The organism is Sphingobacterium sp. FBM7-1 (assembly GCF_020687765.1).
Taxonomy (GTDB): Bacteria; Bacteroidota; Bacteroidia; order Sphingobacteriales; family Sphingobacteriaceae; genus Sphingobacterium.
This window is the reverse complement of sequence record NZ_JAJEWJ010000010.1, coordinates 51,040-75,130: the sequence shown is the minus strand read 5'-3', so window position 1 is coordinate 75,130 and position 24,091 is coordinate 51,040. Positions and strand designations below refer to the sequence as shown.

The 24,091-nt window shown below is 42.7% G+C and carries 19 protein-coding genes; 7 read left to right on the top strand and 12 right to left on the bottom strand.

All coding sequences use genetic code 11. The annotated features are described in order from the left end of the window. Positions 1 to 109 precede the first annotated feature (109 nt). From LKO28_RS14420 to LKO28_RS14395, 6 genes are all read left to right on the top strand, one after another. Positions 110 to 772 (top strand): CBS domain-containing protein, encoded by a 663-nt coding sequence (locus tag LKO28_RS14420; RefSeq protein ID WP_227695719.1) that lies wholly within the window; start codon positions 110 to 112, stop codon positions 770 to 772. A gap of 53 nt (positions 773 to 825) precedes the next feature. Next, positions 826 to 1,719: an NAD kinase gene (locus tag LKO28_RS14415; protein ID WP_227695718.1), complete on the top strand. Its 894-nt coding sequence runs from the start codon at positions 826 to 828 to the stop codon at positions 1,717 to 1,719. Between the two features lie 90 nt (positions 1,720 to 1,809). After that, complete coding sequence (locus LKO28_RS14410; RefSeq protein WP_227695717.1) at positions 1,810 to 2,547, top strand: isoprenyl transferase; 738 nt, start codon at positions 1,810 to 1,812, stop codon at positions 2,545 to 2,547. A 124-nt stretch (positions 2,548 to 2,671) separates the two neighbouring features. Further along, positions 2,672 to 5,260: an outer membrane protein assembly factor BamA gene (gene bamA / locus LKO28_RS14405; RefSeq protein ID WP_227695716.1), complete on the top strand. Its 2,589-nt coding sequence runs from the start codon at positions 2,672 to 2,674 to the stop codon at positions 5,258 to 5,260. A 54-nt stretch (positions 5,261 to 5,314) separates the two neighbouring features. Beyond that, on the top strand, positions 5,315 to 5,848 hold the full coding sequence (locus LKO28_RS14400; protein ID WP_227695715.1) for an OmpH family outer membrane protein: 534 nt from the start codon (positions 5,315 to 5,317) through the stop codon (positions 5,846 to 5,848). A 116-nt stretch (positions 5,849 to 5,964) separates the two neighbouring features. Further along, positions 5,965 to 6,537 (top strand): OmpH family outer membrane protein, encoded by a 573-nt coding sequence (locus tag LKO28_RS14395; RefSeq protein WP_227695714.1) that lies wholly within the window; start codon positions 5,965 to 5,967, stop codon positions 6,535 to 6,537. 80 nt (positions 6,538 to 6,617) lie between these two features. On the opposite strand, the gene LKO28_RS14390 is transcribed toward LKO28_RS14395, so the two are convergent. After that, complete coding sequence (locus tag LKO28_RS14390; protein ID WP_227695713.1) at positions 6,618 to 6,950, bottom strand: hypothetical protein; 333 nt, start codon at positions 6,948 to 6,950, stop codon at positions 6,618 to 6,620. Positions 6,951 to 6,956: 6 nt separating this feature from the next. Here LKO28_RS14390 and LKO28_RS14385 point away from each other — a divergent pair, with 6 nt between their 5' ends. Next, complete coding sequence (locus LKO28_RS14385) at positions 6,957 to 7,127, top strand: hypothetical protein (protein ID WP_227695712.1); 171 nt, start codon at positions 6,957 to 6,959, stop codon at positions 7,125 to 7,127. Between the two features lie 488 nt (positions 7,128 to 7,615). Here LKO28_RS14385 and LKO28_RS14380 read toward each other — a convergent pair whose 3' ends face one another. The 11 genes from LKO28_RS14380 to LKO28_RS14330 form a co-directional block, all read right to left on the bottom strand. Beyond that, positions 7,616 to 9,247 (bottom strand): RagB/SusD family nutrient uptake outer membrane protein, encoded by a 1,632-nt coding sequence (locus LKO28_RS14380; protein WP_227695711.1) that lies wholly within the window; start codon positions 9,245 to 9,247, stop codon positions 7,616 to 7,618. A gap of 13 nt (positions 9,248 to 9,260) precedes the next feature. Beyond that, positions 9,261 to 12,230 (bottom strand): SusC/RagA family TonB-linked outer membrane protein, encoded by a 2,970-nt coding sequence (locus LKO28_RS14375; protein WP_227695710.1) that lies wholly within the window; start codon positions 12,228 to 12,230, stop codon positions 9,261 to 9,263. 182 nt (positions 12,231 to 12,412) lie between these two features. Further along, complete coding sequence (gene rplT, locus LKO28_RS14370) at positions 12,413 to 12,760, bottom strand: 50S ribosomal protein L20 (RefSeq protein ID WP_227695709.1); 348 nt, start codon at positions 12,758 to 12,760, stop codon at positions 12,413 to 12,415. Positions 12,761 to 12,857: 97 nt separating this feature from the next. Beyond that, positions 12,858 to 13,058, bottom strand: coding sequence for a 50S ribosomal protein L35 (gene rpmI / locus LKO28_RS14365; RefSeq protein ID WP_105715938.1), 201 nt, complete (start codon positions 13,056 to 13,058; stop codon positions 12,858 to 12,860). 37 nt (positions 13,059 to 13,095) lie between these two features. Continuing rightward, positions 13,096 to 13,623: a translation initiation factor IF-3 gene (infC, locus tag LKO28_RS14360; protein ID WP_411028048.1), complete on the bottom strand. Its 528-nt coding sequence runs from the start codon at positions 13,621 to 13,623 to the stop codon at positions 13,096 to 13,098. A 47-nt stretch (positions 13,624 to 13,670) separates the two neighbouring features. After that, the gene (thrS, locus tag LKO28_RS14355) at positions 13,671 to 15,596 is read right to left on the bottom strand and encodes a threonine--tRNA ligase (protein ID WP_227695705.1); all 1,926 of its coding nucleotides are present in this window, start codon (positions 15,594 to 15,596) and stop codon (positions 13,671 to 13,673) included. Positions 15,597 to 15,812: 216 nt separating this feature from the next. Continuing rightward, positions 15,813 to 16,913: a family 16 glycosylhydrolase gene (locus LKO28_RS14350; RefSeq protein WP_227695704.1), complete on the bottom strand. Its 1,101-nt coding sequence runs from the start codon at positions 16,911 to 16,913 to the stop codon at positions 15,813 to 15,815. Between the two features lie 35 nt (positions 16,914 to 16,948). Further along, entirely contained in the window at positions 16,949 to 18,253 is a 1,305-nt protein-coding gene (locus LKO28_RS14345) for a glycoside hydrolase family 2 TIM barrel-domain containing protein (protein ID WP_227695703.1), read from the bottom strand. Positions 18,254 to 18,265: 12 nt separating this feature from the next. Continuing rightward, a complete protein-coding gene (locus LKO28_RS14340) occupies positions 18,266 to 19,954 on the bottom strand; it encodes a RagB/SusD family nutrient uptake outer membrane protein (protein WP_227695702.1) in 1,689 nt (562 codons plus the stop codon). 28 nt (positions 19,955 to 19,982) lie between these two features. Continuing rightward, complete coding sequence (locus LKO28_RS14335) at positions 19,983 to 23,045, bottom strand: SusC/RagA family TonB-linked outer membrane protein (protein ID WP_227695701.1); 3,063 nt, start codon at positions 23,043 to 23,045, stop codon at positions 19,983 to 19,985. 46 nt (positions 23,046 to 23,091) lie between these two features. After that, entirely contained in the window at positions 23,092 to 23,931 is an 840-nt protein-coding gene (locus LKO28_RS14330) for a PKD domain-containing protein (protein WP_227695700.1), read from the bottom strand. Positions 23,932 to 24,091 lie beyond the last annotated feature (160 nt).

Sequence of the window (24,091 nt, the reverse complement as noted above, 5' to 3'; positions counted from 1 at the left end):
TTACATGAATTGTACACCTATTAACAGCAATATTACTAAATTAGCATATAATTAAACAGGTTATAAAAACGCTTTTAGGTTTGTTTTGTTTAATTTTAAAACGTTCATCATGTATATAGGTGAAATTCTAACAAAGAACTATTTTGACATACAGTCCGGCGACAGTATTGGGTTGGCATTAGACAAGATGAACGAACTCCACACTCCGCAGCTATCGATAGTTGACGAACAAAATTTCCTTGGGATTATTACAGAAGACGATTTACTCTCAGCACATGATGAAACGCATTCCATCCATAGCCTATTAATATCACTTCGATTTCTGTATTTATACGAATATCAGCACGTTTACGACGCACTTCAGTATATGGATGCCCATCATTTGGAGATTCTTCCGATCCTGGATAAGGATAACAACTATGTAGGTGTCGTAAGACCAGTCGACCTATTATCTGCCATTAACGAAACAATGGGCAACAAAAATCCTGGTGCCATTATTGTCCTCGAATTAGGCAAGAATGACATATCGTTTTCACAAATCGCCCATATCTTTGAGTCGGAAAACGTGCGGATACTTCATACTGCAGTCCGTGACATTCCCGATACCACAAAAATGGAAATAACTATTAAAGTCGACAAACAAAACGTTTCAACTCTGATCGCCTCCCTTTGGCGTTTCGATTATGTGGTTAAAGCCACTTTCAACGACGGTAGCCAAGATTCTGATATTAAAGAACGCTATGACATTTTGATGAATTACCTAAATTTATAAAACTCTCTGTAATTTTAGCATATTTGCGTTAGTTTTTGACAAAACCGCTTTCTATGCAACAAAAATCCATCGCTATATACGGCAGGGCTTTCAACTCATCGGTCGTTCCTTATGTTAAGCAATTATTTGCTTATTTAAACGAAAAAAACATCACTGTTTATATATATTCTGATTTTTATGATTTTCTGAACGGGCAATTAGAATGTCCTAATACATTACATCGCTACTACAACCACCAAGACCTTCCCCAGAACATCTTATTTTTACTGAGCTTAGGTGGTGACGGCACGATGCTTTCAGCCGTGTCACAGGTTAGAGATTCGGGTATTCCAATTGCAGGCGTAAACTTCGGTCGTCTTGGCTTTCTGGCCTCTATACACAAAACAAAAATCATTCAGGCGCTTGATGATATCTTTGCCGAGCGCTATACTTTACAAGCTCGGGATTTGCTAGAGGTGAGCAGCGACCAACAAAATATTTTTAAAGACGCTAATTTTGCATTAAACGACATAACTGTTTTTCGTCATGATAGTTCCTCTATGATAACGATCAATGTGAAGCTGAACGGAGAGATTTTAAATTCGTATTGGGCAGACGGGGTGATCATCGCCACCCCTACAGGCTCCACAGCATACTCCTTAAGTTGCGGCGGTCCTATTATTATGCCAGGAAGCGGAAATTTTGTCATCACACCCGTCTCTCCTCATAACTTAAATGTGCGGCCGCTCATCTTCTCAGCAGATAGTGAACTAGAATTGGAGATAGAAAGCCGAACAGAAAAATACATCCTAAGCTGCGATTCAAAGAATGAGACCTTAACCACAGCAACTAAACTACATATAAAAAGAGCACCTTTTTCCGTAAACCTTATCCGTTTGGCATCCGACAGTTTTTTCGGAACTTTACGCGAGAAACTACTATGGGGGTTGGACGTTAGGAATTACTAGCTCTATATTTAACACAATTTAATACCTTCATATTGCGTCAAAACGTCTATATTTACACCGTAAATCGTATAGGGAAACCTGATTAAAAAAATGAATTTCAAACAAAAGATTAATCCGAAAGCGTTGCCACAACACGTAGCAATTATTATGGATGGCAACGGAAGGTGGGCAAAAGGCTTCGGAAAGTTACGTATCTTCGGTCACCAGAATGGTGTGACTGCCGTTCGGGAGGCATTGGAAGGATGTATAGAAATCGGAGTGCCGTATTTAACGCTTTACGCTTTTTCATCTGAAAATTGGAACAGACCGAAGTTCGAAGTGAATGCGTTGATGGAGCTCTTAGTGGACACACTAACAAAAGAAACCAAGACTTTTTTAGAAAATGACATCCGCTTAAATGCGATAGGTAATATTGCAGATTTGCCCGAAAACTGCAAAACAAAATTAAAAGACACCATCGCGCTTACAAAGAACAACAACAAATGTATCCTTACTTTGGCATTAAGTTATGGTTCTCGCCGGGAAATTATCGATGCGACAAAATCTATCGCAAAACAAGTTATTGCCGGAAAACTGAACATAGACGATATCGACGAAAACCTATTCGGAAATAGTCTGTATACTGCCGGAATGCCAGATCCGGATCTCATGATCAGAACCAGCGGTGAACAGCGAATTAGCAACTATCTTCTTTATCAAATGGCCTATACCGAATTTTGTTTTTTGAAAAAAATGTGGCCAGAATTTAAACGAGACGATCTCTTTGAAGCTATCTACAACTATCAACAAAGAGAGCGGAGATATGGTAAAACAAGCGAACAGCTATAATATTATAATTTACTACCTTTGCACCATCATTTTTAAGCCTAATTAAAAGGCTGGTTATTAATTATTTCTTTTAACAAAAATTAACACGAGATTGGTGTACTTTAGCACCGAGAAAATAGAATAAATGAAGCGCTTACTATATCTAATAACATTTACACTAGTTTTCGGAGGGCAACCGTTATTTGCTCAAATCCAAGGAAACAACCCCATTAACCTAAACGACCCTGATGAAATCAGTTATTTAGACCCTAAAAATTACGTTATCGGTGGAGTACGGGTTTCGGGGACTGAGTATCTGGATAACGATGTTCTAATCACCATTTCGAAACTTGTGGTCGGTCAATATATAGAAATCCCGAGTGAAGAAACGGCCAATGTTATCAAGACCTTAATGGCGCAAAATTTATTTGACGACGTACAGTTATATGCGGAAAGATTTCAAGGAGAAAACGTTTATCTAGAGATACGTGTCCGGGAGCGGCCGCGCCTTACACGCATTGAAATCGAAGGGCTGAAGAAGGGGGAAAAAGAAGAAGTACAAAAGCGTCTGAACACCAGTTCCGGCAGGATCGTTAATGAAAACCTCTTGAAAACTACCCGCGCTACAATCGAAAAATTTCTCCGGGAAAAGTCTTTTCTTTATCCAGAAATAGATATCTCTACTAAAAAGGATAGTGCCGAAGCAAATAATGAAATCGTCGTTGTAGATGTAACCAAAAATAAGAAAATAAAAGTGCATCGCGTATATTTCGACGGAAATGAAGCCTTTTCTGATCGCCAATTAAGCAAGTATTTAAAAGGCGTGAAACCACGTCGATGGTATCGCATTTTCGGGCCCGGTAAATTCAAAGATGACAAATACAAAGAAGCCAAAGAAAACCTGATTGCTAAAATGCAGGATAAAGGATATCGGGATGCACAGATTCTTAAGGATAGCATATCGCGTTATGACAATAACGAGATCGATATACACATTGACCTTCATGAAGGGCCTCAATATTATATGGGCGATATCCAATGGTCCGGAAACTCGAAATACACCGACTCTATTTTAAATCTATTGCTAGGTATCGAAAAAGGAGATGTATATAGCGAAGAAAAATTAACCACGAAGCTTCAAGGGCCTACCCGCAATAGCGACGATATAAGTGCATTGTATCAAAACGACGGATATCTTACTTTTGGTGTGCAACCCATTATCAAACGTATCTACAACGATACGGTAGACGTAGAAATCGTGATAAGTGAAGGAAAACAGTTCACCATTAATAATGTTATTGTTAAAGGAAACGACGTTACCAATGACCGCGTCGTATTACGTTCAATCTATTCTAAGCCGGGACAAAAATATTCGCGCGAACTTATCATGCGTAGTATACGTGAGATCTCCCAACTGGGGATGTTTGATGAACAAAAAATTCAACCGGACATTCCGCAATCTTCCATGAATTACGAAGAGGGAACAACGGATCTCGTATTTAATGTTGCGGAAAAACCATCTGACCAAGTGGAATTATCCGGTGGATACGGAGCGGGACAGGTTATCGGGACGTTAGGGTTAACTTTCAATAACTTTTCCACAAGTAACCTTTTCAGGAAAGATGCATGGAAACCACTTCCTCGCGGTGATGGACAAAAGCTGAGTATTCGCGGGCAAACATCCGGTAAGCGCTATCAGTCTTACAGCTTCTCCTTCTCCGAGCCTTGGCTGGGAGGTAAAAAACCTATTTATTTTGGTTTGAGTGCCTATACTTCGAACTCGTCCTATGGTGGATTTGATTATTTCACTGGCCGTCAAATGGTCGCTGATGATCAACTCAGCCGTATTTGGATGACAGGGGTGACTGCTACTTTAGGTAAACGCTTACAGTGGCCGGATAACTATTTTCAAGTTAATACGTCACTCTCCTTCCAACGTTATAAGCTGCAAAACTACGGTGGCTACTTCCTGTTCGACAACGGCACCGCCTATAACATGAACATTACGCAAGAAATTAGCCGTAATTCAGTAGACGCGCCTATCTATCCTACCTCCGGATCACATTTCAAATTTTCCGTACAATTAACGCCTCCATATTCTGCATGGAATAATATAGATTATCAGAATGCGTCCAGTCAAGTCAAATACAAATGGACAGAATACCATAAATGGAAATTTGACAGTCAGTGGTATACCCGAATTGCCGGAAAACTAGTTCTGAAAAGCCAAGCACAATTTGGTTATCTCGGCAACTACACGAATAGAACCGAAACTTCTACGTTTGAGCGGTTTAAATTAGGAGGTGATGGTATGATGGGATTTGACTTTTTGCAAGGTTCCGAGATTATTGCAATGCGTGGTTACGCTAACGGGACCATTATTCCGGAATCCACTGGATCACAGAATAATGGCATCAATAGAGCGATCAATTCCGGTAGCCCTATCTATGCGAAATATCAGTTAGAACTTCGTCACCCAGTTATGTTGAACGAACAAGCAACTGTATTTGTGTTAGCATTCGCTGAAGCGGGTAATACCTGGAATAAATTTAGCGAAGTCAATCCATTGAAAATGCGTCGTTCTGCCGGTATAGGCGCACGTATCTTCCTTCCCATATTTGGTATGTTGGGTATAGATTATGGTCATGCATTCGATCCTATACCGGGCTTACAATCTAGTCAATGGAAACAGAATTTTACATTCAGTATATTACAAAACATGGGAGGCTTTTAAACTTTTTGGAACCATTGTTGTCCTAAAATTTAGATAATAAATAATTTGAAATATATGAAAAAGGTAATATTTGTCATTAGCTTGATTATAGGTTCCGTAACCTTAGCTTCCGCTCAGCGCTTAGCATATGTGGATTCTGAATATATCTTAAAACATATACCAGAATACACAGCTGCTCAAAAACAGTTAGATGAACTTTCCGGCAATTGGCAAGCGCAAGTCGATAAACAATACGAAGAAATTGAAAAACTGTACCAAGCTTATCAAAACGATCAAGTACTGTTAAATGAAGACATGCGTCGCCGCAGAGAAGACGAAATTGTTAACAAAGAAAAAGAAGTAAAAGAATTTCAACGCCAAAAATTTGGTTTCGAAGGAGATCTTTTCAAAGAACGAACACGTTTGATACAACCTATCCAGGACCGTGTTTCAAAAGCCATTCAGGAATTAGCAAAAAACGAAAGTCTGGACCTTATCCTAGACAAAGGCAGTGAGGTAGCGATTGTATTCGCTAATCCCAGTTTAGACAAAAGTAATGAGATCATTACAAAATTAGGATTAAAACCTAATCCTAGCTTGGCAAATTAATTTTTTTACTATACTTGTAACAACAAGTTTCAATTAATTATCAACGGTAGATTTAAAAACAAAAAAGTGGCTTGGTTGATCAAAAAGACGCAAGCAAAACGATTAAAATGAGAAGAATGAAAAGTTTATTTAGAAGTTTAGCTTTAGGAGCGGTGGTATTTTTGGGTGTACAAAACGTAAATGCCCAACAAAAAATTGGTCATATCAATGCGGATGAGATTTTTCAATTGACTCCTGAATTTAAAACAGCGAATGATCAGTTGAGAACCTTAAATGAAACCAAAACACAAGAGCTACAGGGAATGTATGCAGAGTTTCAGAAGAAACAGACTGAGGCTAACGAAAAATACAGAAGTCGTAGTGAGGCCAATAAGGAAACAATTGATGCAGAATTACAGGTTTTAGGTCAGGAACTTCAAAACATCGAACAACGTATACAAGAAGTACAACGCGTTGCACAAGAAGATTTAGGTAAAAAGCAACAAGAACTTTTAAACCCTATCCAAACAAAAGTGATAACTGCTATTAATGCGGTAGCAAAAGAAAAAGGATATGCTTACATTTTGGATACTTCTTCTGGAAGCGTCATTTATTTCCAAGGAGGCGAAGATATATCCATGGACGTGCGCTCTAAATTAGGTATAAGTCCGGATGCACAACCGGTTACCCCTGCAGTGCCTGCAGAATAGTCTTTTGAAAAGTTTTAATAAAGGATAAAACACAGAGGCCGTCTCATAAGCAGTTATGAGACGGTTTTTTTGTGACCTATTTAAGTGTTGATACCTGAGAGAATACAGGTGTAAAAAGCATACTGAAAAACATTATTCATTGTCAGTAAAACATTTTTTTTGATGGCATTTGATCGCTTTAGGGGCATTTCGTACAACAACATCATCACGGCGGCGGAGTACATCACGAGGACGACGGCGTACTTCACGAGAACGGCGGGGTACTTCACGAGAACGGCGGGGTACATTACGAGGACGACGGAGTACATCACGAGGACGACGGAGTACATCACGAGGACGACGGAGTACATCACGAGGACGGCGAGGTACGCGGCGAGTAAGACATCTTTCCATGTGGCTATGATGGGCATCATGCTCGCATGCTAGGGGCACAAGGTGACGAAGTAGAGGGATTTAACGCTTGGTTAGGGTATCAACATCACGAGCTAGTCTATCCGCACGAGCATGAAGACCAACACCATGATGCGATAGCACTAGCTGGCCATTTATGTATACATCATGATCCTCAAGTCGAGCGAAACGAAGACTAAGTACCCCGACTGCACCTTACACTCAGCTAACATTATGACACGCGAGCCCGACTACGCAGCATTGTATAGATACGACAGTATAAAGTAGCTCTACTCGCGTATCTCCTACGTCATCCTATACGCTGTATTGCCCAACAGAAACGCCGACTACCTCGCCGATGTGTTCATGTACCCCGGCGACAGATCGAAGTACCCCGACGACAGATCGAAGTACTCCGACGACAGATCGAAGTACTCCGCGGTCATAATGTCGGCACAGCCCCTTTACAAACAACAACAAAGATACGCGATACGCGCATATTATTTGCCTTTACCCACGGAAATGTCCACCAAAAGTATAAACCTCTTAGCCGATATTGCGTATCATCCCGCTCAAGAAAACAACGAGGATTCAAAGCATTCCCATGCCTTAAACACCAAAATTGTCCCAAATAAAAAAGAGACTATCCTTTTGAGACAGCCTCTTTTTGTTTTAAGTTAAATGATTTTTATTGATATCCCTCATTTTGGGTGAACTCTGCTTTATTAAAAATTGCGTCAAGTTGCTCTTGAGGAATAGGTCGGAGCACGTGATAATTTTGCACGGTAGATGCTACATCTGGGTTGTGCGCTTTTACCCTCTCTAACAATTTCCCCGTCCGTTTGAGGTCAAACCAACGAATTTGCTCTCCCGCAAATTCCCTCGCGCGCTCATCTAAAATAAAATCTAGCGTAATCTCAGATGGACTAACTTCCATCTGATCTTCGAAGCCCGGTTTAGCTGCCCGATCGCGAACGATATTCACCCAATGTGCAGCGGAATCTATATTTCCTAATTTCAGTTGTGCTTCTGCAGCATTTAGATATAGCTCGGCGAAGCGGATTACAAATACATCCCTTGCACTTTGTGCCTCATTGGCTGATGCACGGGTGTTATCCAAAAATTTACGAAGTGTAGGATAGCGCAATTGATCTTTCACTTTACCGTCTGTCTGATACATATAATTCCGATCGTAAGTCTTATACGCTTTACCTGTAGCGGTTATTGATTCTCGTGTAACGTAAACAGCCGTGTCACCTAACGATAGGTTACCAATGGGATTGTTTACATAGAAAACATCTTTAAAGCTTCCTTCATATCGCGCATCTCCTTCTGGATATAAATCCAATAAAAATCGAGTCGGCATATATCTATTGAAGGGTCTACCATTTTCTATATCTCGCATCATACCTGTCTCCGTATCATATTTCATAATAAACATGAGGTGTCCCGTATTACTGCCCCGACTATGGCCTAGCGGATTGAGAATATTATTTTGAATATCATTTAACGCCAGATTAGTCGAATAATTTATCGCGTAAACAACTTCCTTGCTTTTAAGATTAGACATTTCCCAAAGGTCTGCATAGTTCGACTCCAGCTCGAAACCAAAATTCCCATTGATTACGCTCGTCGCAAATTGATTGGCCTTTTCATTATTTCCGGTAACTAAATACATTCTAGAAAGAAATGCTTGTGCTGCAGGATTAGTAACCCGTCCATAATCACTAGTCGTTCTGGGCAAATGCTTTACAGCGAATAACAAGTCTTCCTCTATTAATTTATAGAACTCGTCGACCGAAGTCTTATTGGCCGTCGTTACAATACCACTGGTTTCATCCGTAGTTAAATGCACATTACCCCAGGTCTCTACAATATGCCAATAATAAAATGCCCGCAAAAATCTTAATTCAGCTAGGCGTATATTCATCAATTCTTCATCAAGTCCAGCATCTGCTATCCGGCCAATTCCAGCATTACAAATATTAACCGCCGCATATAGTGCTTTCCATTCTGTAGTTACTGCCCCGTTATTACTCTGCAGATTTACATACTTTGTTAAATCCGGATAAACATCTCCCGCCCCACTCATCCAGAGATCTGTTCCCATTTCAGAGAGACTATATCCTTCCTCTTTTCCATACCACCACCGTTGATAAGAGTAGGCAGCATTAACCAGTGTTTCGAAACCATCCGGAGTGGTGTATACCGTCTCTGCTGTAATACCACTTGGATTATACTCCTCCAATATATCACTACAGGATACATTCATATTTATCAATAAAGCTCCCGCCGCTAGCTTAAAAATTATATTTCTCATTATATCTCTTCTTTTAAAATCCAATATTTACCCCAAACACAAATAATTTTGTCATCGGAAAATTTTCTGACCCACCACGTTCCGGATCATACTCTTTTAATTCGTTTGCTTTTGTCCATGTAAAAGGATTTCGAGCAGTTCCATAGACCCTTAGGTTCTTAACAAATCCCGATCTTAGAACATTGCTGTCAAACGTATAACCGAGCGATAAGTTACGCACCCTAATAAATGAACCATCTACATACCCCAGTGTACTGGTATAAAGCATACTATTAAGTGAAGTTCCTGAATTTGGTCTCGGGTAAGCATTCGTCGGGTTTTCAGGCGTCCAATAGTCGATCGCAGCGGTACTTTGCCCTAAACCCTGTGGATCATACCTTCTTAAGAAATTCGGCTGAATCAATTGTCCCCACCGCGCGAATATATATACATTCAGATCAAAGCCTTTATAAGTAAATGTATTATCCCAGCCAATCAGCCATTTCGGACGAGGCGACCCCAAAATAATACGATCGCTCGAAGCATCGATCTTCCCGTCTCCATTGATATCCTTTACCCGTATATCCCCAGGTTCTTGTCCCCATTTTGCGGCTTCCGCTTCTTCTCCCAATTGCCATATGCCAACCTTATCATAATCGTAAAAAACGCTCGTAGGGTGACCGATGAACCAACCATTGCCGATATCATCATCTTTTGTTACCAGTTCCACAATTTCTTCTTTATTGCTAGTGAACGACAATCCGGAATTCCAATTAAACGCACGCTCTCGTAGGAGATCCGCATTCACCGCAATCTCGACACCTCTATTCCGGGTTTTGCCCACGTTCTGTATCACAGAAGTTACTCCTGTTGTAGGAGGAAGACCCCGCTCAAGGAGTAAATCACTGGTACGCGAATCATAAAGATCGATGGACGCATTAATCCGGTTTTGCAAAAAACCAAAATCAACCCCGATATTTGTCGTGGCTGTAATTTCCCAACCTAGGCCATAGTTACCTATACGAGGTGAAAATGTGTATCCAGTAGCTTGCTCCTCGTCCCAGCCAAACGCCACCCTTGTCAAACTATTCTGCGTGGAATACGGGTCGACTGCATAATTCCCTGCCTTTCCATAGCTCGCCCTCAATTTTAATTCACTAAATGTATTTTGATCTGCCATAAAATTTTCATCTACCATACGCCATGCTGCTGCTACTGAAGGAAAGAAAGCCCATTTCCGGCCTTGAGCCAGAATAGAAGAACCATCCGTACGACCCGTAGCCGTTAATAAATATTTTCCTTTATACGCATAGTTCAAGCGACCCGCGAAAGAAACCAAATTATTCATCGAATAATTCGTATTGGTAGCTAAATTTCTTCTCGCATTGCCTAACGCATAAAACAACTGACCATCTAATAACAATTCCTCTCCTGAAGCATTGATATTATCCGAACGGTTCCAAAGAAAACTATTAACAGCCGTCAACGTAAAGTTATGATCCTCAATTTCTTTTTGATAGGACAATACATTTTCCATATTAATCAAGTAACTGTTTCCTGCGTCATAGGTTGCTTTGGAAAAAGAACCATTACGATCTATAGTATACGAACCTGCATAAGATCCATCACGTGTATTCGTAAACGTAACACCTAACGTCGATTTTCCCGAAAAACCTTTCCAGTTCGTCAGTTCTACATAAGCGTTCGTGAGGGTACGCGTGATATTACCTTCCGCTTTATAAGCATTCGGTTCCATATCGGCCAACGGACTGATTGCTGAACCACTTAATGGATACATAATCAACTTTCCGGCATCGTCATACACCCGTCCCAGTGGATTAATCTTATTCGCTTGGTTTAACGGATCTCTTCGCTTATCAATTTCATATCTCGTTACCTGCGCCTGCATTCCTGCTTTGAAATAATCCCCTAATTTCTGGTCTATATTCAACCGTCCACCAAATCGATTCGTCATATCCATGTCAAAAACACCTCGCTCATTCATGTAATCGCCGCTAAAGTATACGGTCGTCTTATCACTACCTCCGTTAATACTTACCTGATAATTCTGTTGCATACCATCTTTAACTAACAAATCAAAATAGTCGATATAATCATTGTTACGAATGGCCTCGAGTTCCGCATTGTTGAAGGCTTTATCGTCATCAGCTTCCGAATTCCATCTGCCGGTAGTCCGATACGCTTCCCTTCTTAATTTTACCCATTGCTCCAGATTCATCACACTAGGATATCGATCCACCTTAGAAACACCAGCATACGAATTGACGCTCACCCGTGCCTGTCCAGCTTTCCCTTTCTTTGTCGTGACTATAACAACCCCGTTAGCCCCTCTTGATCCATAAATAGCGGTGGAAGAAGCATCCTTTAATATTTCCATAGATTCGATATCGTTTGGATTGATATCTTGAATATTACTATACTGAACACCATCAACAATAAACAAAGGTCCATTTTGTGCGGTAATAGAGCGGTTTCCGCGTACAGTCATAGAAACGCCTGACGAAGCTGACCCGCTACTCCTTGTAATATCTACTCCGGGCACTTTCCCCTGAATAGATTCGATGATATTTGCAGAAGGCACTTTGGCTATTTCATCACCCTTTACCGAAACAACAGAACCAGTCAAGTCACGTTTTCTTACTGTTCCGTACCCTACAACAACCACCTCATCCAATGCGGTGTTTTCTTTTGTCAATGCTATAGTTTGCAATGACACTCCTGGATACACTACCTCACGAGCTAAATAACCTACCAAACTAAACGACAGGTTTCCAGCGGCTTCACTTGCTTTTAACACAAATCGTCCCGATTCATCTGTCGAGGTAGAAGAGGTACTTGTCTCTCCTTGAAACCGTACAGTAACGCCCGCTAGCGGCAACTTAGACTGTGCTTCGATCACCGTACCGACAATTTCGGATGGTTGGGCATAACTTTTCCACATACTGAAAAAAAGTACACACATCAAAAATAATTTTTCTCTCATAGAACTTTTCTGGGTTTATAAATAATACGATATATGCAATCGGTTGCATATACATGCAATTTATATTACATAAGTCATTTATCAAAAAAAAGTTACGCAAACGTTGCCGAAATCGAGCACAAAAAAAAGGAGCCTCTTGGCTCCTCTTTCAAATCTCTAACAAATTGATAACGGTTAGAACTCTATTTGTTAACAGTATCAATTACCGCTTTAAAAGCGTCGGGATTATTCATCGCTAAATCAGCTAAAACCTTACGGTTAAGGCCAATATTTTTAGCGTTTAATTTACCAATCAACTGCGAATAAGAAATTCCATGTTGACGAGCACCTGCGTTGATACGTTGAATCCATAAAGCTCTGAACTCACGTTTTTTAGTTTTACGGTCGCGGTAAGCGTACTGTAAACCTTTTTCTACTGTATTTTTAGCAATAGTATAAACTTTGCTTCTTGAACCGAAATAGCCTTTGGCCATTTTCATGATTCTTTTTCTTCTTCTTCTCGAAGCTACTGCGTTAACCGAACGTGGCATATTATTTAAAATTTAGTTTGGTATGAGGCGTTACGTTTTTCAGTAATCTTACAGCCCAATACCCGGTTAAAAAAATGATATTATAATAGAAATAAACTTATTTGCCGATACCAAGCATACGTTTTACGTTGCCCATATCTGCGTCAGAAACATAACTTGTTTGTGTCAAATTACGTTTTTGCTTTGTTTCCTTTTTTGTCAAGATGTGACTTTTGTAAGCACTTTTTCTTGCAATCTTACCTGTTCCAGTCAATTTGAAACGTTTTTTCGCGCTGGAATTGGTTTTTACTTTTGGCATAATGAAATTAATTTTATATCAATCTGTTAGATTCTCTTTATTTTTTTGGAGCCGTCTTCGGAGCAAGCGTTAAAAACATCCGCTTTCCCTCTAGTTTCGGCAACAATTCAACTTTCCCGTAATCCTCTAAGGCCTGCGCAAAACGTAACAACAAGATCTCTCCTTGCTCCTTGAAGACAATAGCACGACCTTTAAAATGCACGTAAGCACGGACTTTCTCACCACTCTCCAAAAACTTTATAGCATGTTTTAATTTGAATTCGAAGTCGTGATCATTAGTATTAGGTCCAAAACGGATTTCCTTAACCACAGTTTGCTTCGCATTCGATTTGATCTCCTTTTGCTTCTTCTTCTGTTCGTATACAAATTTGCTATAATCAATAACTCTACAAACAGGAGGAGTGGCATTTGGCGAAATCTCCACTAAGTCAAGCTCCAGCTCGTCCGCCATTTCTAATGCCTTACGAGTAGGATAAACACCTTGCTCAACGTTATCTCCCACTAAACGAACCTCCGGTACCCGGATAAATTCGTTAATGCGATGTTCTGGTTCTTTCTTTCTCATTGGCGGTCTGAAACCACCTGATCTTTTTAATGCCAAATGTTTAAATATTAAACGGTTATTTCTTTAATTAATAATTCCTTAAATTCTTGTGGGCTCATTGAACCTAAATCTACAGACCCGTGCTTACGAACAGAAACTGTGCCATTTTCCAGCTCTTTCTCCCCTACAATCAACATATAAGGGATTTTTTTCACTTCTGCATCACGAATCTTACGACCGACCTTCTCATCACGAAAGTCAATCAGTCCGCAAATATCGGAATTATTTAATGAATTTAAAAGGGTTTTAGCAGTTTCTTCATATTTTTCCGATACCGGCAGGATTATAAATTGCTCTGGTGCAAGCCATAATGGAAATTGGCCACCACAATGCTCTATAAGTACCGCTACAAATCGCTCCAAAGAACCAAATGGTGCACGGTGAATCATCACCGGACGATGCTTCTGATTATCACTTCCTGTATATTCCAATTCAAACCGTTCTGGCAAATTGTAATCCACTTGAATCGTCCCCAATTGCCATTTCCGTCCCAATGCATCTTTTACCATGAAGTCGAGCTTCGGGCCATAAAATGCAGCTTCCCCATACTCGACAATCGTCGAAAGTCCTTTCTCCGCTGCCGCTTCCATAATTGCCGATTCTGCAAGATTCCAATTTTCATCCGTACCAATATATTTTGTCCTATTTTCCGGATCACGCAGGGAAACTTGAGCCGTATAATCTTCAAAGCCTAAGGCATCAAACACATATAGGGTAAGGTCTATTACCTTTTTAAACTCTTCTTTTACTTGGTCTGGTCTACAAAACAAATGTGCATCATCCTGTGTAAACCCCCTTACACGTGTCAAACCGTGCAATTCGCCTGATTTTTCATAACGATATACGGTTCCGAATTCAGCAAAGCGTACAGGTAAATCCTTATAAGAACGTGGTTTTGTTTTGTATATCTCGCAATGGTGCGGACAGTTCATCGGTTTCAGAAAAAATTCCTCCCCCTCCACAGGTGTCTGAATCGGTTGGAAGGCGTCTTCGCCGTACTTTTCGTAATGCCCCGATGTAACGTATAATTGTTTATGGCCAATGTGCGGTGTCACAACCGGTTCATAGCCAGCCTTTATTTGCGCACGTTGTAAGAATTCTTGCAATTTTTGACGAAGTGTTGCTCCTTTTGGTAACCACAGCGGTAACCCTGCTCCTACTTTGTCTGAAAAAGCAAAAAGCTCCAATTCTTTTCCTAGCTTACGGTGATCGCGTTTCTTCGCTTCTTCAACAAATTTCAGATATTCGCTTAACTCAGACGCTTTTGGAAAACTCACACCATATATACGCGTTAGCTGTTTACGTGTTTCATCGCCGCGCCAATAGGCTCCAGCAACGTTTGTTAACTTAATCGCCTTGATAACTCCCGTATGCGGAATATGTGGACCACGACAGAGATCTGTAAAATTACCCTGCGTGTAGAACGTGATTTTACCATCCTCTAGATCCTTGATTAAATCCAACTTATATTCATCGCCTTTCTCGGTGAAATAAGCCACTGCATCTGCCTTCGAAACTGATTTACGCTCAAACGTTTCTTTTTGCTTCGCCAGCGCTAGCATTTTGTCTTCGATCTGCTTGAAATCGTCGGAAGAAAATTCACGATCGCCGAAATCCACATCGTAATAAAACCCCGTTTCGATTGCTGGTCCAATCCCAAATTTTATCCCCGGATACAACGCTTCCAAAGCCTCTGCCAGTAAATGTGCAGACGAATGCCAGAAGGTAGATTTCCCTTTATCATCATTCCAAGTCAGCAGTTTAACAGCGGCGTCCTCTTCTATCGCTCGGGATGCATCCCATACGTCGCCATTAACCTCGGCTCCTAATACATTTCTAGCTAAACCTTCAGAAATCGATTGGGCTATCTGCATCGCAGTCGTCCCCTTTTCATACTGACGGACAGAGCCGTCAGGCAGTGTAATGTTAATCATCTACGAATATGATTTTAATTTATTAAAAAAATGAAACTTAACAATTACAGAAAGCCAGCATACTAGGCTGTAATATTCTGTAACGTTGCGAAAGCAAAGGTATTCATTATATGCTTAAAACGGAAGCCGTAGACTATAATACAGATAGGCTGGCGAAGATTCGTATTCGATATAGCTCCCATTAAATAGGAAGGCTAACAAACAAGTTCGCGTTTCCTATTGGAAAACGCGAACGTAGTCTATAATATATTTCTGTGGAAATACGGTATTTACATCAGGGCTTCCCGGCCAAATACCCCCGACAGCCATATTCAGTAAGATAAAGTAAGGCCGTCTAAACTCGTCTTTATGCTCGTCCGTAGTATCAAAGCTATAGTATTCTTCATTATCTACATACCAAGTTAGTTTATTCGCCGTCCAAACAATGGAGAAGACGTGAAACTTATCATAAAAATCTCCAGATGTTAACGTATGCGATCCACCAACATACTGATGTCCTCCATGCTCATAATGTACCGTTCCGTGCACCGTGTTGTCCTTGCCTGGCCCCCCGCCGACCATTTCCATAAAATCGATTTCTCCGCATAATGGCCAACCCACTGTGTTATGGTTAGCGCCCAAAGCCCAAAATGCTGGCCAGATCCCTTGCCCTTTCGGCAGCTTTGCCCTCATATCGATACGGCCATATAAAAAGCTTTTTTTACCTTCTGTCTTTATCCGCGACGACGTGTATTGCTTACCGCTATAAGCTTCTTTCTTTGCAGTAATTGTTAGATAACCATTTTGCACCTCGACATTCTCTTCCCGATAATATTGCAATTCATGGTTACCCCAACCGTCAACTCCTGTACCGATATCAAAACTCCAGAATTTAGTATTTAGGCGATTGCCATCGAATTCATCCTGCCAAACCAAGCTCATACCTGGGTAATCTTCGGGCGACACATAACCCACATCCTCTATCGCATCGTCCATACTAACGGACACGTTTTGAGCAAGTTCAATAGATTTATTTGCGGAAGAATAAGCAATCACCTTTACATTATACACGCCACTTGCTTTGTAGACGGTAGACACTTTACCATCATTCGAACGGATACTCTCATTACCCTGTCCAAAAGAGAAAAAATAACGGTCGGCATTGTTTGCGGTGGCAATGAAATCAACCCTTCCCGAACCGTCCTTAAATACGTTAACTGCTAGCTCAAGATTGGACGGCGCGCCACCCTCCGATCCTTTTTTACAACTCATGCCCATCGTGGTCAATAATAAAAAAACCAGCGAAATACTTCTAAATAGCAATTTATATACTTTCATTCGACATCTTGTTTTTATACTAAAAAAAATAATCTTTATTGTTTCACAAAAAACGGAATATTTGCTGTGGCTATTTTATTCTTTCCATCATGCACATAAACGAACAGGCGGTACGCCCCGCCCACCTTTGGCGAAGTAAAAGTAATCTTTCCTTCCCCCTTTTCCGAGTACCGCATCTTTTTGGTTTCCGGTTTCCGCTCATAGTCACCCCCTTCGCCGACATTGGTCGCTTCCGATAGGAGCTCCCAGCGATACGTAATCTCGTCGTGATCGGGATCTGATGCCGTGACCGTAACCTCATAATTTTTGTTTTTGTTCAGATAGACATTCTGATGGGCCTGTAAACCGTTCATGACGAAGCCGTAAATCTGCGGCGCCTTATTTTCCGGCAATACTCCCGTCCATACATACTGCATGATATCCATTACATGATTTTCCTTACCATCAGCCGACAAAAGACCGTACCAGGTCGGCGTCCTCTCCTGCTTCTGTCCCCACAAAAACACATACGAACCCAAACAATGTGCCTTATCCCGCTCGACGGAATAACGGTACCTATTTTTATACACCGCCGCTTTTTCACTGCTTGTCTCTTCCACGGGAGCGCCCCATTCGGTAGTCAGTCCTTCCCAGTGGCCCGTAGGACCCCATTCCGTCACGATATACGGCCCATTCCATCCGCAAGCTTTCAGCTTCTCGGGAAGCTCAGCTAAACCACCATACGTATTTACAGCTAGTAGATCGATAGCCGGCACCTTTTCCTTAATGTGATCGATTTCCTTTTGGTTGACACCTGCAAGCACCGTCGTTTTCAAATGAAAAGGATCGACCTCTTTGATCATCAGCGCGATATCATTGATCGCATCCCACACCTTCGGGTTCTGGTAAGAAAGATTGAGCTCGTTGCCGATCCCCCATGCTAGTAAGGCAGGGTGCCCCTTGAACTTGATCACCTCCGCCTTGATTTTTTCGAACTGCTTTTTTACCGCCTTCTCATCACTATAGTCGAAGCCGTGGCGTTCGGCAGCCACTGGCAGCCCCAACATAACTGTCAAACCATGCTGTTGCGCCGAGTCGAGTATACTTTTTGCATTGTCCGTACTCCACGTCCGGATGGAATTGCCTCCATAAGCACTGATGCGATGGTAATGGGAAATTGCACCCGCACCTTTGATAAAGTACGGCTTACCATTCCGTAGAAGCTCAAAACCTTTATCTGTTTTTAAGATTTCGGCTTTTATTGGTGTCCACGGCCTATCATTGGACAAAAGTTCGACACCAAATAAATTGGCTTGAATGCATATCCATAGGACGAGCGTACCATAAAATATTTTCTGCATAAATTGCTTATATTAATCGTTTGGATCCAATTTTCTGTTTCGCTCTATCTCCATCTGCGGTATAGGGAACAAGTTGTAGCTTTCCTTGTACACCCGTTGCTCCAACACCGCTCTTCTATTATACGTCAACGTTCCATCCGCATTCTTAACGATATTCATCCTATACACCGGCCCGTTAAAATAAGTCATTCCCGTCTTCCAACGGCGTACATCATATACGCGGTGCTCTTCAAAACACAGCTCCACCCTTCGTTCATTACGTATCTTCTCCCGTAGCGTCTCCTTTGTGAAATTTCGAGGTAGCGCCGGTTGGCCTGCCCTTTCACGGACTTCGTCTAATGCGTCGTAGACCGACGCATCCGGGCCACTAAATTCATTTCTTGCTTCCGCATAGTTAAGTAAGACTTCCGCATAGCGCATATACACCCAGTCGTTGTCTCCACCTTGATAAACCGCGTCTGAAGTAAGATAACGATCATCAATAAATTTTCTTAAACCATAACCCGTCTTGGTACGGTCGCCATTCGTGCGCCCATTCGCATTACCATCAGGATACGCAGCCAAATCGGCACTTTGAAAGGTTTCAACTGTTATCCCCTTGAACTGCGAGCCGTTATGCAATATGGCTTTATCTAATCTACTGTCCCGGTTCGCATAAGGGTTCTGTGCATCATAGCCCGAACCAGATTCGTCCGGCAGAAGACCATTCGTCATCTCGAAACAGTCTACCAAGTTCTGCGTTGGATGGCATGCCCCCCAAGCGCCCCACGGGTTTGGCGCGATACTCATATGCAGCATCCAAGCCGTTTGGTGTGTACGGGACGGACGTGCGAATTTCTTAACAAAGATGACCTCCTGATTCCCCGTCTTATCCATGAATAGGCGATAATAATCGTCGTGCAATTTGTAAACACCAGGAGCCATTTCTATTACCTCCTGCGCCGCCTTCGCAGCAGCATCCCACCGTGAAGCCTCGTTGGCCGGATTATTCAACGGGCTCGCATAGAACAACAAGGTTCTTGCCTTCAGCGCCAAGGCCGCACCCTTCGTCGCTCTTCCTAGGTCCGCATTATCATAAGTAGGCGGCAACACAGGGGCCGCTTCATCACATTCCTGCACAATAAACTCTACACACCGTTCGTAGCTATCCCGTGGCACCTCCAAATCATCGTCGATGCTTTGCTCGGTCAAAATAAGTGGCACACCACCAAAGGCTTTGATTAACTCCGCATAAGCAAACGCTCTCAAGAAACGGGCTTCCGCTTTTAGACGGTCCCGGAGATCAGTATCCGTTGTAGGGACGCCGTCGATACGCGCAATCAACGTATTGGCTTTCCGGATCAACGTGTAGTTGGCCGCCCACATTTGTGTTCCCATAGAGAAATGAGAGGTGAGGTCACCCGCCTGTACCGTATTCATCGGCAAATCATTATGGCCCTCCAGATCATCCGTCATCATGTCCAGCAAAGCAAATCCGGCGGCCCAATCCTGATCAAATCCGAAATCGCGCCGCTCGAAACCGCTTAATAATGTACCATAGATATCGTTTACAAATTGGCTGGTTAACGTTATATCCTGAAAGACCGCCGCGTCGGATACAAAGTCGATCGGTTTGATATCCAATAGATCTTTTTGGCAAGAAATCGGCGTCAGCGCAACCAACAGTGCGCTCATTAACCCTATATATCTTTTCGTATTCATTTTTTCCTTATTAAAATTCATGATCAAACTAAAACTGCACGTTTATCCCGAAAGTGTAGGTTGTCTGTTGCGGATAATACCGGCCGATAGCATTCGTATTTTCCGGATCCAGGTTGAGTAGATCGGTTATTGTAAACAGATTCTGCCCCTGTGCATATATCCGCACATTGCTGGCCCCAATTCGCGATAATACGTCATGTTTCAAGGTATACGCCAGTTCCACATTTTTTAAGCGTAAATAGCTTGAGTTTTTTACCCAAAAGTCGCTTAGCAGATAGTTATTACCGTTGGTATTTAAAGACAGTCGGGGCAGTGGAGCGTCCGGATTTGCCGGTGTCCATCTGTCTAGCCATTCCGCATTCACGCGGCCGCCGTTATGAAATGCCCAAGCCGCATTCTGTGCCAAATGCTGCTGCGACTGTGCCGCACCTTGGAGAAGAAAGTTCAGTTCGATACCTTTGTAGTTAACGCCCCCGGTAATGCCGTACAGTACCTGCGGCAAAGTGCCATTGCCCAAGTAAGTAATATCATGATCATCTATGATACCGTCCGGTACGCCGTCCGGACCGCTGATGTCCTGGTATTTAATATCTCCCGGCCCGGTCGTATTCAAGTAAGCCTCATGTTTAGGAGAAGCCTCGTAATCCGCTGCATCGCGGAAGATACCAAGCGATTTATAACCATAGTACCCTCCGTTCGGTCTGCCTGTAATCCGTCTCCCCTCAGCAACATTGGAAGCTTCCGCTGCTTCTATAATTTTGTTACGCGCATACGTCAGGTTCCCGCCGATACGATATGACCAATCGGCAGACAACTGCTTGTTATGATTTAAGATTAGTTCAAAACCTTTATTTTCCACTATGCCGATATTCTCGCTTGGCAAGGTAGCCCCGAAACTAAGCGGCACCGATAAAGACCTTGTTGCCAAGATATCTTCCCGCCGTTCCTTAAACACCGTAAAATCGATATCCAGTTGGTTATTTAATAATCTGGTCTCGAAACCAAAATCCATCTTCGTCGAGGTCTCCCACGTCACGCTTTCGTTGGCAATAGCGCCCGGTGTCAAGCCCGTTTGCAAAGCGCCTCCAAAAGCATAAGCGTTAGGCACCAGATTATACCGGTTGTAGTAGCCAAAGCGGCTAGGAATACGGTCGCTTCCCAGTTGTCCATAGGAGCCTTTCAGTTTTAGAAAATTGACAAAGGGCGCGCTATCCATAAAGTCTTCCCTCGTCAAAATCCATCCAGCAGATACTGCCGGAAAGTACCCCGTTCTTTCATTCGGCGCGAAATTTTCCGATTCATCTCTCCGCAAGCTCGCCTGTACTAAATATTTCCCGTCGTAATCGTAGTTAAAACGTACAGCCGCGCTCCTCAGGGCCGTCTTATCTTCGCTATCACTCAGCACCTGATTTAACTCCGGACCGAAGTTTAAGATCTGCAGCGCCGAACTTTCATAAGAATTGCGCGCACCATAGATGCCCGTACCTTGATTCTGCTTTTGCAACACCAGCGCTAACGCCGAAATACCATGCTTACCAAACCTTCTGTCGTAATTAATATGCGCCTGTAGCTCCGTACTCTGTCCTTCTCCATAACTCTTATTCAAAGAAGACTTTGACTGCGCACTGACCGTATACGTATCATCGGCATTTCGGATATATAGCGGAACCCATTGATTCCAAACTTTGCTATTATTGAAATTCCTATCAAACGCCAATATCCCCTTTACCGACAATCCCTCTACCCCTGGGATCCTTTGTGTAATCTGGAAATTCGTCAATACATAATTTGACGAATTTCGGTTGTAGCCACTTTCGGGACTGATCAGCGCTAGCGGATTTGGATATACCCCCGGAGAAGCCAATAAACCGTTAGAAAACTGTGCGGGGAATACCGGCGGATTACGCATCGTGTGCTCAAAAATATTATCAATACTAGCCGGAGGCGACTGTTTATTTTCCATCCGCGCGGACAGGTCAATTGCGATCGTTGTCGAGGACGTCGCCTGTATATCCACATTACTCCGAACATTATAACGCTTATAGTTCAAAGTGCTATAAAGGCCATCCTCGTTGAGATAACCTAGCGAGGTGAAATAGCGCGTCTTCTCGCCACCGCCAGACAAGGAAAGATTATGCTGCATTCTTGGCGCATGCCCGCCTAAAACGAGCCCCATCCAGTCCGTATTCGGGTTCGCGTCGAGATCCGTACCATTCCGGAATGCTTCCAAACGATCTAAAGAAAACTCCGGTTCCGCATTCGGGTTGTCGTTCAATTTGGCTTCATTGTACAGGGTCGCATATTCGAAAGAGCCCAGCGCATCCGGTAAACGCGTCACCTGTGAGAAGCCATAATTAAAGGCGTAATTTGCCGTAAGCTGTCCAGCCTTCCCGCGTTTTGTTGTTACAAGCACTACACCATTCGCCCCCTTTACCCCGAAAATAGCCGCCGACGATGCATCTTTCAGCACACTCACACTCTCAATCTCGTTAGCGTCCATCTGTCCGAAGTCGCGGGCCGTCCGCACGATACCATCGATTACAAACAGCGGCTCCATACTTCCGGCCCCAAACGTCGAATTACCCCTGATGTAGATCTGGGCACCATCCGCTCCGGGTTCGCCAGATGGCTGTTTAGTGATTACCCCGGGCGTACGTCCTGTCAGCGCATTACTCATATCCGCGACCGGCGTCTGTACCAACTGCTTATTATTCACGGTCGCCACGGAACCCGTCACGTCGCTCCGTTTTTGCGTACCATAACCCACCACAACCACGTCATCAATGGAGTTGGTATTTTCATTCATAGTAACATCAACGGGCTCAGCATCGGTTATCAAAAATTCCTGCGTAACCCCGCCGATATAGGCGAACACCAAGGTGCTGCCTACTCTTGGAACAGCTATCGTATAGCTCCCATCTGCTTGGGTAGCCGTACCGAGCGACGTTCCTTTAACTGTTACAGACACACCGGGAAGCGCAGTCCCCGTCTTATCCCTGACCATGCCGGATATCGTAATGCTTTGCGCAAAAACCTGCTGTCCGGTCAGAAAACAAATCAGCAGTACGATCAATAATCGAAATTTTGTCATAGTTTATATATATTGGTCTTTGTGTTTAACAATCTTCAACGTTGTGCTATTTTGCAACGAAACGCATTTGGTGTACAGTTTCACTTTTGGTCCCCGAACGCAGCACCAATTCCGTTTCTGAAATCGAAATAATGCGGTAATTATTGGACGACACATCGGTTACACCAATAAATCGATCCGGCGGATTGCCACCCGGGAGCGTGATGGAAGCAATGCCAGCCCCGTCCACCGTGTTAGTAAAAGTAAAAGCCGATTCATAAGACCGATCCGCGCCACAGGTATATTGGGGCTCCAGATTACCTGCGTTGAAAGTCGCACCGTTTGCGGTGTAAATAAGTTTGAATCCATTATCAATGAAAGCAAAGCGGTATTCGTCATCCAGCTGACAATCGACTAACGCGCCTCCACCAAAGTACTCAGCAGGATTGCCTTCCGTACCGACGATAACTGGTGTGGGAGAATTACCATCCAGTTTCCATGTATTTGCGGTCAGCAACTGGAACGTGGGGTTCTCCAAGGTCGGCGTAAAATCATCGTGTTCGACGACGATGGCCTGTGTAGCGATGTCATAACCGCCTGGACCATACGCATACAATTTAACGTTGTAAGTACCCTTGGCAAGAAAATGTGCTTCGACAGACGCATCTCCAGGTTTGAGCCCTTCGCCAAGTCCCAAATCCCATTGATAACGGTAAGCATTTCCGGAAGTGCTTTCTAACAAATAAGTATTCACTTTTCCAGGCACCTCCGAGATCGTAAAAGATGCCTCGGCAGGGTTTCCTAATTTAGCAGCATAGTCTTCCTCTTCACAACTAAAGTTTAAAAGGCAAAAAAATGCCGCCAGAGAAAAAAGACTGTAATGTCTTATAAAAAGTTCGCAGTTCATAGTATTTATATTTGGTGTCAGATTTGTAATTCAAAAGCAAATCTACCGCCTATGTATATATTTTTCCAAATTTACTACCCCAACAAAACTACAACAGAACCGCTTAAAACACCCAAAAACGCAGTTTTATACCCCAACATTTGAATAAGCCGATATTTTC